Annotated in this window: 9 protein-coding genes; 4 read left to right on the forward strand and 5 right to left on the reverse strand. The window is 66.1% G+C overall.

The genetic code is table 11. The features are described from left to right. Nucleotides 1-34: 34 nt before the first annotated feature. The 4 genes from dapD to A8G00_RS21245 form a co-directional block, all read right to left on the reverse strand. Complete coding sequence (gene dapD, locus A8G00_RS21230; protein ID WP_103001606.1) at nucleotides 35-874, reverse strand: 2,3,4,5-tetrahydropyridine-2,6-dicarboxylate N-succinyltransferase; 840 nt, start codon at nucleotides 872-874, stop codon at nucleotides 35-37. Beyond that, nucleotides 871-1,542, reverse strand: coding sequence for a pyrimidine 5'-nucleotidase (locus tag A8G00_RS21235; RefSeq protein ID WP_048577884.1), 672 nt, complete (start codon nucleotides 1,540-1,542; stop codon nucleotides 871-873). Before A8G00_RS21235 ends, dapD begins: the two co-directional genes overlap by 4 nt. Nucleotides 1,543-1,645: 103 nt before the next feature. After that, nucleotides 1,646-2,524: an LOG family protein gene (locus tag A8G00_RS21240; protein ID WP_048577885.1), complete on the reverse strand. Its 879-nt coding sequence runs from the start codon at nucleotides 2,522-2,524 to the stop codon at nucleotides 1,646-1,648. Between the two features lie 153 nt (nucleotides 2,525-2,677). After that, nucleotides 2,678-3,373, reverse strand: a complete 696-nt coding sequence (locus A8G00_RS21245; RefSeq protein ID WP_103001607.1) for an extensin family protein — start codon at nucleotides 3,371-3,373, stop codon at nucleotides 2,678-2,680. 161 nt (nucleotides 3,374-3,534) lie between these two features. Here A8G00_RS21245 and A8G00_RS21250 point away from each other — a divergent pair, with 161 nt between their 5' ends. The 3 genes from A8G00_RS21250 to A8G00_RS21260 all read left to right on the forward strand — a co-directional run bounded on the left by A8G00_RS21250 (nucleotide 3,535) and on the right by A8G00_RS21260 (nucleotide 7,629). Beyond that, a complete protein-coding gene (locus A8G00_RS21250; RefSeq protein WP_103001608.1) occupies nucleotides 3,535-4,707 on the forward strand; it encodes a phosphoserine transaminase in 1,173 nt (390 codons plus the stop codon). Between the two features lie 129 nt (nucleotides 4,708-4,836). After that, the gene (gene serA / locus A8G00_RS21255; RefSeq protein ID WP_048577887.1) at nucleotides 4,837-6,417 is read left to right on the forward strand and encodes a phosphoglycerate dehydrogenase; all 1,581 of its coding nucleotides are present in this window, start codon (nucleotides 4,837-4,839) and stop codon (nucleotides 6,415-6,417) included. Between the two features lie 81 nt (nucleotides 6,418-6,498). Continuing rightward, entirely contained in the window at nucleotides 6,499-7,629 is a 1,131-nt protein-coding gene (locus tag A8G00_RS21260) for an ATP phosphoribosyltransferase regulatory subunit (protein ID WP_048577888.1), read from the forward strand. Here A8G00_RS21260 and A8G00_RS21265 read toward each other — a convergent pair. After that, the gene (locus tag A8G00_RS21265; protein ID WP_253258049.1) at nucleotides 7,623-8,426 is read right to left on the reverse strand and encodes an alpha/beta hydrolase; all 804 of its coding nucleotides are present in this window, start codon (nucleotides 8,424-8,426) and stop codon (nucleotides 7,623-7,625) included. The genes A8G00_RS21260 and A8G00_RS21265 overlap by 7 nt on opposite strands. A 327-nt stretch (nucleotides 8,427-8,753) precedes the next feature. Here A8G00_RS21265 and A8G00_RS21270 point away from each other — a divergent pair, with 327 nt between their 5' ends. Next, nucleotides 8,754-10,043, forward strand: coding sequence for an adenylosuccinate synthase (locus tag A8G00_RS21270; RefSeq protein WP_044661237.1), 1,290 nt, complete (start codon nucleotides 8,754-8,756; stop codon nucleotides 10,041-10,043). The last annotated feature ends 244 nt before the right edge of the window (nucleotides 10,044-10,287 follow it).

A 10,287-nucleotide genomic window follows, 5' to 3' on the forward strand; every position in this document is an offset into this window, starting at 1 on the left:
CCCTCCCCTTCAGGGGAGGGGAGTGAGGCAGCCTTCAATCCCGCAGCAGCTCGTTGATCCCGGTCTTCGACCGCGTTTGCGCGTCGACCCGCTTCACGATCACCGCGCAATAAAGGCTCGGCCCCGGCGTCCCGTCGGGCAGGGGCTTGCCCGGCAGCGAGCCGGGCACCACCACCGAATAGGGCGGCACTTCGCCGATGAACACTTTGCCCGTGGCGCGGTCGATGATCTTGGTGGACATGCCGATGAACACGCCCATCGACAGCACCGAACCCTTGCCGATGCGCACGCCCTCCACGACTTCGGACCGCGCGCCGATGAAGCAGTCGTCCTCGATGATCACCGGATCGGCCTGCAACGGCTCCAGCACGCCGCCGATGCCGACCCCGCCCGACAGATGGACATTCTTGCCGATCTGCGCGCAGCTTCCCACCGTCACCCAGGTGTCGACCATCGTGCCCTCATCGACGAAGGCGCCGATGTTCACGAAGCTCGGCATCAGGATCACATTCTTGGCGATATGCGCGCCCGCGCGGGCGAACGACCCCGGCACCGCGCGGAAACCGGCGGCGCGAAAGGCCGCCTCGTCCCAACCCGCGAACTTGCTCGGCACCTTGTCCCACCAGTGGCCCGCGCCCGGCCCGTTGTCGATCATGACATTGTCGTTGAGGCGGAAGGACAGCAGCACCGCCTTCTTCGCCCATTGATTGACCTGCCAGCCTTCAGCGGCCGGCTCCGCCACGCGCAGTTCGCCCTTGTCCAGCAGGGCAAGCGCCCTGTCCACCGCCTGACGGACCTCGCCCTGCGTCTGGAGATTGACATTGGCCCGGTCCTCCCAGGCGGCGTCGATGGTAGCGATCAGTTCGTTGCTCATGGCTGCTCCCCAAAAATATCCGCCAGAAACGGCGTCAGATGGTCGGTTTCGAAGTCGATGAAGTCGGGATGATGCTCGTGATTGCCCGCCTCGGACCCGTTATTGACCCAGATGGTGGTCATGCCGATCGCCTTGGCCGGGCGCAGGTTGCGCGCCATATCCTCGAAAAAGGCGGCGCGGCCCGGCTCCACATGGTGCACCCGGCACAGTTCGGCATAGCCCGACGGATCGGGCTTGGGCACATATTGGCAGGCATGGATGTCGTGGATCAGCTCGAACGCGCCGGTCAGGCCCAGCTTGTCGAGCACCCGCGTCGCATAGGCGCCGTCGCCATTGGTGAAGATCAGCCGCCGCCCCGGCAGCGCCGCGATATGGGCGTTCAGCGTCTCGTCCACCTCCAGCCGGTCCATGGAAATGTCGTGGACATAGTCCAGAAAGGCGTGCGGCTCGATCCCATGATGGTGCATCAGGCCGGACAGGGTGGTGCCATGCTCCAGGAAATAGCGCTTCTGCGTTTCCTTCGCGACGACCGGATCGCAGCCGAGCAGGCCCTGGATGAACTCGCCCATCTTCACGTCGATCAGCGCGAAAAGGTCCGCCTTCGCCGGGTAGAGCGTGTTGTCCAGATCGAAGATCCAGGTGTCGACATGGGCGAGATCGGCGCGCATGGCCGGGCCCTAGTCCCGTGCGGCGGGCAGGGCAAGGGCCATGGCCTACTTCCCGACAGCCAATCCCGACCACGCTCCTGCGCGCGCAGGAGCGCGACGCGCATCACCCGCAGCCCGGCGCTTCCGAATCCTGGTAAAAGCTCTGCACCGCTTTCCACGCTTCCTCGGCCGTTTCCACCCAGGTCAGCAGGTTGAGGTCCGACGGAGAGATCACGCCTTCGTCCGCCAGCGCCTCGAAATCCACCACGCGCGTCCAGAATTCGCGCCCGAACAGCAGGATCGGGATCGGTTTCATCTTGCCGGTCTGGATCAGCGTCAGCAGTTCGAACATCTCGTCGAACGTGCCGAAGCCGCCGGGGAACACCGCCAGCGCCCGCGCCCGCAGCAGGAAATGCATCTTGCGCAGCGCGAAATAGTGGAACTGGAAGCTCAGCTCCGGCGTGACGAAGCGGTTGGGCGCCTGTTCATGGGGCAGCACGATGTTCATGCCGATGGTGGAGGCGCCCACATCGTCGGCGCCGCGATTGGCCGCCTCCATGATCGAGGGGCCGCCGCCCGAGCAGACGACGAAATGGCGGCATCCCGCCTCGTTCACCGGATATTGCGCCGCGATCCGGGCCAGCTTGCGCGCCTCGTCATAATAGCGCGCCTTTTTGCCCAGATTTTCCGCGATCCGCCGCTGTTCGGGCGTGGTCGCGGCGTCGATGCGCGCCTGCGCCTGCTCCGGTTCGGGAATGCGCGCCGATCCGTAGAAGACGAAGGTCGATTCGATCTTCGCCTCGTCCATCAGCAATTGGGGTTTCAGCAATTCCAGCTGGAACCGCACCGGCCGCAAATCCTCCCGCAGCAGGAATTCGGTGTCCTGAAAGGCCAGGCGGTAGGCGGCGCTGCTGGTCTGCGGTGTTTCCACCCCCTTGCGGGCGTCGGCGGCTTCCTGACGGGCGGGGCGGAATTTGCGTTCTTCGATTTCTTTTCTGGTCATTTTCACCAAGGTAGGCGGCCAAGGCGGCAAAGCCAAGGCGGTTAAGATTAAATGCCGTTAAGTTCGGCCCGCTTCTTCCGCCCGCCCAGCGGCAAAAGCCGCCGCGTTCCCGTTTCCGCTTAGCGGCAAAAGCCGCCGCGTGTCTGTTTCCGCTTAGCGGCAGAAGCCGCCGCGGCCGCCCATGTCGAAGTGAAAATGGTCGTGATGGGCGGCGTTGTAATCGGGGCTCAGCACCGTGCGGAACCGCTTGCAGGCGCTGGCGTGGATGATCTCCAGAAACTGGCGGACGCGCCGGTCGCCGTTCCAGTCGTTCTGGATGGTGATGCGCCGCCCGTCGCTCAGCACGAATCCCGACACGTCGACCGCATTGCTGTGGGCATGTTCGCTCAGCTTGCCGCTGCCCGCGATCGGCCGGCAATTATAGGTGCCGAACGTCTCGATCTTCTCGACCTCCGCCCCCAGGATCAACCGGGCGGCAGGCTGCACGCCGAAGCGGGCCCAGGCCGCGAAATTGGCCGCCAGATTGCAGGTCATCGCACCCAGATTGGTCGCGGGCACGCCGATGTCGAGCAGCTTGACGCTGCCATAGGCGCTGCACCCGCCGCCGAAATTCTGGTCCGGAAGGGGCGTGAAGAGGACGGATTGCGATTGCAGCTTCGCCATGCACTGCCGCACTTCCATGGGCGGCGGGGCGGCTGGCCGGGCGGTCTTAGCGGGCCTTGCCGGGCGTTCCACCCGGCCGCGCGGGACGAGGTCGCCGCCGCAGCCTGCCAGCGTCAGCGCGGCAGCCGCTGCGGCCGCCAGCCCCAGGCCGCGAAAAATCGCTTTCCCCCTAACCCGCTCGATCATGACGGGACCATTTACCACGTCCGGCTGGCCCAAGGGTTAACGGCATGCTCGGTTCATCGCGTCCAGACATTCAACTTGACTCTTTGGCCGGAGACTTTAGGGCGGCCAGCGGGCCACGCGGTCCCAACGCCGCGCGTGCTCTCTGTAAGGAGACGCATTACATGACTGACCTGACTGCCGTTGACGCCACCCTTGCGCCTGCTGAAAAGCCCGCCAACCGTCCGGCCAAGAAACCCGAGCGCCCCTATTTCTCTTCCGGTCCCTGCGCCAAGCCTCCGGGCTGGAGCGCCGACAAGCTGAGCGCCGACTCCCTCGGCCGCTCGCACCGCGCCAAGATTGGCAAGACCCGCCTCGCTTATTGCATCGACCTGATGCGCGAGCTGCTGAACCTGCCCGAAACCCACCGCATCGGCATCGTCCCCGGTTCCGACACCGGCGCCTTCGAAATGGCGATGTGGACGATGCTGGGCGCCCGCCCGGTGACGACGCTGGCCTGGGAAAGCTTCGGCGAAGGCTGGGTGACGGACGCCGCCAAGCAGTTGAAGCTCGATCCGACGATCATCCGCGCCGACTATGGCCAATTGCCCGACCTGAACGGTGTGAACTTCGCGCATGACGTGCTGTTCACCTGGAACGGCACCACCTCCGGCGTGCGCGTGCCGAACGCCGACTGGATTCCGGCCGACCGCGAAGGCCTGACCTTCGCCGACGCCACCAGCGCGGTCTTCGCCTATGAGATCGACTGGACCAAGATCGACGTCGCCACCTTCTCCTGGCAGAAGGTGCTGGGCGGCGAGGGCGGTCATGGCGTGCTGATCCTCGGCCCCCGCGCGGTCGAGCGCCTCGAAACCTATACCCCCGCCTGGCCGCTGCCGAAGGTGTTCCGCCTCGTCTCGAAGGGCAAGCTCGCGGAAGGCGTGTTCAAGGGCGAAACCATCAACACCCCCTCCATGCTGGCGGTCGAGGATGCGATCTTCGCGCTGGAATGGGGCAAGTCGATCGGCGGCCTTTCCGGGCTGATCGCGCGCAGCAACGCCAATGCGGCGGCGCTGAACAGGATCGTCGAGGAACGCAACTGGTTGGGCCATCTCGCCGCCGATCCCGCCTCCCGCTCGACCACCAGCGTCTGCCTGACCGTCGAGGGTGCCGACGAAGCCTTCATCAAGAGCTTCGCGGCCCTGCTGGAGAAGGAAGGCGCCGCCTATGACGTCGCGGGCTATCGCGACGCCCCGGCGGGCCTGCGCATCTGGTGCGGCGCGACGGTCGAGACCGCCGACATCGAAGCGCTGGGGCCTTGGCTCGACTGGGCCTACGCCACCGTCAAGGCTGCTTGATCTTTATTTGAAGCCGTCATTCCCGCGCAGGCGGGAACCCATCTCCTGAACGTCCCGCTTGACGCTTCTTATGGGAGATGGGTCCGCGCTTCCGCGGGGATGACGGGCATATTTCCAAAGGAAACACAGATGCCCAAGGTACTCATCAGCGACAAGATGGACCCCCGCGCCGCCGCGATCTTCCGGGAGCGCGGCGTGGAAGTCGATGAAATCACCGGCAAGACCCCCGAAGAGCTGAAGGCGATCATCGGCCAATATGACGGCCTCGCCATCCGCAGCTCGACCAAGGTGACGAAGGACATTCTCGACCACGCCACCAACCTGAAGGTCATCGGCCGCGCCGGCATCGGCGTCGACAATGTCGACATCCCGGCCGCCTCGTCCAAGGGCGTGATCGTCATGAACACGCCGTTCGGCAACTCGATCACCACCGCCGAACACGCCATCGCGCTGATGTTCGCACTGGCCCGCCAGTTGCCCGAAGCCAATGCCCAGACGCAGCAGGGCCTGTGGCCGAAGAACGGCTTCATGGGCGTGGAAGTCACCGGCAAGACGCTGGGCCTGATCGGCGCGGGCAATATCGGCTCCATCGTCGCCAGCCGCGCCCTGGGCCTCAAGATGAAGGTCGTCGCCTTCGACCCCTTCCTGACCCCGGAACGCGCCGTCGAAATGGGCGTGGAAAAGGCCGATCTGGACACGTTGCTGGCGAAGGCGGACTTCATTACCCTGCACACGCCGCTGACCGACCAGACCCGCAACATCCTGAGCAAGGAAAATCTGGCCAAGACGAAGAAGGGCGTGCGCATCATCAACTGCGCGCGCGGCGGCCTGATCGACGAAGCCGCGCTCAAGGAAGCGCTGGATTCGGGCCATGTCGCTGGCGCCGCGCTCGATGTGTTCGTGACCGAGCCGGCGAAGGAATCGCCGCTGTTCGGCACGCCGAACTTCATCTGCACCCCGCATCTGGGCGCGTCGACCGACGAAGCGCAGGTCAATGTCGCCCTCCAGGTGGCGGAACAGCTCAGCGACTATCTGCTCGACGGCGGCATCACCAATGCGCTGAACGTGCCCAGCCTGTCGGCGGAGGAAGCGCCGAAGCTCAAGCCCTATATGGCGCTGGCTGAAGAACTGGGCAGCCTTGTGGGCCAGCTTGAGGGCGACCGCATCCAGAGCGTCTCGGTCGAGGTCGAGGGCCATGCCGCCGAACTCAACCAGAAGCCGATCACCGCTGCGGTGCTGGCCGGGCTGATGCGCGTCTATTCGGACACGGTGAACATGGTCAACGCGCCCTTCCTGGCGAAGGAACGCGGCCTCGACGTGCGCGAAGTGCGCCATGACCGTGAGGGCGACTATCAGACGCTGGTGCGCGTGACCGTGAAGACCGAAGGCGGCGACAAATCCGTCGCCGGCACGCTGTTCGGCAATGCGCAGGCGCGCCTGGTCGAACTGTTCGGGATCAAGGTCGAGGCGGATCTTGCGGGGCACATGCTCTACATCGTCAACCAGGACGCGCCGGGCTTCATCGGCCGCCTGGGCTCGACTCTGGGCGAGGCGAACGTCAACATCGGCACCTTCCACCTTGGCCGCCGCAACCAGGGCGGTGAAGCCGTGCTGCTGCTGTCGGTCGACGGCGTGGTCAATGAAACCGTCCTCAACGACATCTGCAAGCTGGCAGGCGTCAAGACGGTGAAGCTCCTCCGCTTCGCCTGACACCGGTTCGGGCCTGACACCGGTTCGGGCCTGATATGGTTCGGGCTGGCCTTGCGCGCATAATCCGCTAAAGGCCAGCCCATGACCACGATCCCGCCCGGCCTTCTTCCCGAAGGACTTTCCGACCGCCTGCCGCCGCAGGCAGAGGCTTCCGCGCGTCTTGCGCGCCGCGTGCTCGATACCGTCGCCGCCCATGGCTATGAGCGGGTGATGCCGCCGATCGCGGAGTTCGAGGATTCGCTGGTCGGCCGCCTGAAATCGATGAAGGCGCAGGATCTTGTCCGCGCCATCGATCCCGTATCCCAGCGCAGCCTGGCGCTGCGTCCGGACATGACCGCGCAGGTGGGCCGCATCGCCGCCACCCGGCTGGCTGCCGCACCGCGTCCGCTGCGCCTGTCCTATGCCGGGCCGGTGATCCGCCTGCGCGCGAATCAGCTTCGTCCGGAACGGGAGCGCTTCCAGGTCGGCGCCGAACTCATCGGCAGCGACAGCGTCGCCGCGGCCGTGGAGATCGTGAACGTCGCCATCGAAGCGCTGCAGGCGGCGGGCGTCACCGGCATCACCATCGACTTCACCTTGCCGGACCTGATCGACACGCTGGCCGCCGGTCCGCTGCCTCTCGCCCCGGAAGAGATAGAAGCCGTCCGCGCCGAGCTGGACGCCAAGGATGCGGGCGCGCTCGCGGCGATCAGCCCGGCCGCCGCCGCCTATCTGCCGCTGATAGAGGGCACCGGCCCCTTCCACGCGGCGATGGAGCGTCTGGAAGCGCTCAACGCGGAACTGGGCGGCGCCATCGACAGCCGGATCGCCGGCCTGCGCGCCATCGCCAGGCCCATCGGCTGGGACATCACCCTGACGCTCGATCCCACCGAGCGGCATGGCTTCGAATATCAGAACTGGTTCGGCTTCTCGATCTTCGCGGACGGCTTCACCGGAGAGATCGGCCGGGGCGGCAGCTATGCGATCATCCGCGCCGACGGGTCGGAGGAACCGGCCATGGGCTTCTCCCTCTATCCCGATCCGTTGATCGATGCGGGCTTCGGCGGCCAATCCCCCAAGCGCCTGTTCCTGCCGCTGCACCATGACGCGGCGCGCGCGGCGCAGTTGCGCGCCGAAGGCTGGCAGACCATCGCCGCGCTGACGGGTGAGGAGAATGGCGAAACGCTGCGCTGCTCCCACTGGCTCGACGGCGTAGAACCCCGGCCTTACTGACCGAAGCGGCGGCTCAGATATTGGTCGACGATGGCGGTTCCGGGATAACCGGGATCGCCCATCGCCCGGTTGATCTGCATATGCCCGCGCAGGCCCCGGCCCGCCAGCGCAGTCATCTCCACCGGCGTTCCCGCCTTGCGCAGCGCCGCCGCCAGCGCCTCCGACTGCGCCGTGCCGTCCGCGCGGTCGACATGCAGGATCAGGAAGCCGGGCGCATTGGGTTGCCCGGCGTGCAATGTCGGCGACAGCGCCTTCTGCCGCGCCGGATCGGTGCCGAAGGCCTGTTCATAGGTGCCCGCCATGAAACGCCCGCCCTCCGCCATTTGCCTGCCGACATCATAGGCCGCGCCGTCCAGCAGGATCACCCCACGCACGGCATCCGGCCTCAGTCCCGCCTTGGCGAAGTAGCGCATGTCCGTCCCCACCAACGCGGCCAGATGCGCACCCGCGCTATGTCCCATCAGCACGATCCGGTCCGCATCGAAGCCCAGGTCCATCGCCTTCGCTCGCAAGAAGGCCAGCGCGTCGGCCACGTCCTGCGCCTGTTGTTCCACTGTCGCGTCCGGCACCAGCCTATAGTCGACGGAGGCGAAGGCATAGCCAAGCCCATGATAATGTTCGGCCTTGGCGGCTCCGGTGGCATTGTCCTTGCTCCCGCGTTTCCACCCGCCGCCGTGCACGAAGACGACCAGTGGCGCCTTTTGCGATTGGGCGGGCCAATAGTCCAGAATCTGCAGGCCATCCCTGCCATAGGCCATGGTCTGTCCGCCCGGCGCATTTTGCTGCCCCTCCGCCATCCGCGCCCGCCAGCGTTCGCGCAGGCCCTGCGCCTCGCTGCCCGATGCGACCAGCATCAGGGCCAGCATCGCTCCCGTCGTCAATCGCCGCATTCAGCCGCCCTTTCGCGTTCCCGAGCGGAAGCTTGCCAGACCGGCCGGCCGCGTAAAGCCATCCCGCTGTATCAAAGTGTAACCCCTTCGCCTTGACGCGTCCGCAATGCCCCGCTAACGCGCGCCCCGCACAGGACGGCCATCGTCAACCGGGGCGTCCACCCTATCCCACCGGCATGCCGAGTCCCGTCGAAGGGCATGGCCGGTCCGCGCGGCGGGCGGAGGACTGTAACTGTGGCAAATGTGACCGTGATCGGCGCCCAATGGGGCGACGAAGGCAAGGGCAAGATCGTCGACTGGCTGTCGGAACGCGCCGACGTCGTCGCCCGGTTCCAGGGCGGCCACAATGCCGGCCACACGCTGGTCGTGGGCGAGAAGGTGTACAAGCTCTCCCTGCTCCCCTCCGGCATCGTGCGCGGCACGCTGTCGGTGATCGGCAATGGGGTGGTGCTGGACCCCTGGCACTTCCGCGACGAGGTCGCGAAGCTGAAGGGGCAGGGCGTGGAGATCACCCCCGACAATCTCCAGATCGCGGAAACCTGCCCGCTGATCCTGCCTTTCCACCGCGACCTGGACGGCCTGCGGGAGGATGCTTCGGGCGCGGGCAAGATCGGCACCACCCGCCGCGGCATCGGCCCGGCCTATGAGGACAAGGTCGGCCGCCGCGCCATCCGCGTCTGCGATCTCGCTCATCTGGACGATCTGGGCCCGCAACTCGACCGCCTGACCGCGCATCACGACGCGCTGCGCGCCGGGTTCAACGAAGCGCCGATCGACCGCGACGCCCTGATGGCGGAGCTGCGCGACATCGCCGGCTTCATCCTGCCCTTCGTCAAGCCGGTCTGGCTGACGCTGAACAAGGCGAAGGCGGAAGGCAGGCGCATCCTGTTCGAAGGGGCGCAGGGCACGCTGCTCGACATCGACCATGGCACCTATCCCTTCGTCACCTCGTCCAACACCGTGGCGGGCACGGCGGCGAGCGGCACCGGCCTTGGCCCATCGGGCGCGGGCTTCGTGCTGGGCATCGTCAAGGCCTATACCACCCGCGTGGGCTCCGGTCCTTTCCCGACCGAGCAGGAAAATGACGTCGGCCAGCGTCTGGGAGAGCGCGGCCATGAATTCGGCACCGTCACCGGCCGCAAGCGCCGCTGCGGCTGGTTCGACGCCGTGCTGGTGCGCCAGTCGGTCGCCGTATCGGGCGTCACCGGCATCGCCCTTACCAAGCTGGACGTGCTGGACGGTTTCGAAGAACTGAAGATCTGCGTCGGCTACAGGATCGGTGACCAGAGCTTCGACTATCTGCCCGCCCATGCGCAGGACCAGGCCAAGGCGGAACCGGTCTATGAGACGATCGAAGGCTGGCAGGACACCACGGCGGGCGCCCGCAGTTGGGCCGAACTGCCTGCCCAGGCGATCAAATATATCCGGCGGATCGAGGAACTGATCGGCTGCCCGGTCACGCTCGTCTCCACCAGCCCCGAGCGCGAGGACACCATCCTCGTCCGCGATCCCTTCGCGGATTGACGTTTTTTGCGGTTTCAGCGAGGCTGAAACCGTTCAGCTCCGGCCCGCTTCCCCACCCGGCCACCCATAGGATACTGCCCTTGGGTGGCCGGGTGGGAGCGGGCCGGAGCGGTCACCTAGAGCGTTTTCCAAGCAGATGGAATCATCTGCTGACTCGGAAAACGCGACAAAACAAAAACTTAGAGCAGTCGAGCCGATGCAATCGGATCGGAATCTGCTCTAGAAGGAAATCCGATGGCCGGCG

The organism is Sphingobium sp. SA916 (assembly GCF_002894065.1).
Taxonomy (GTDB): Bacteria; Pseudomonadota; Alphaproteobacteria; order Sphingomonadales; family Sphingomonadaceae; genus Sphingobium; species Sphingobium fuliginis.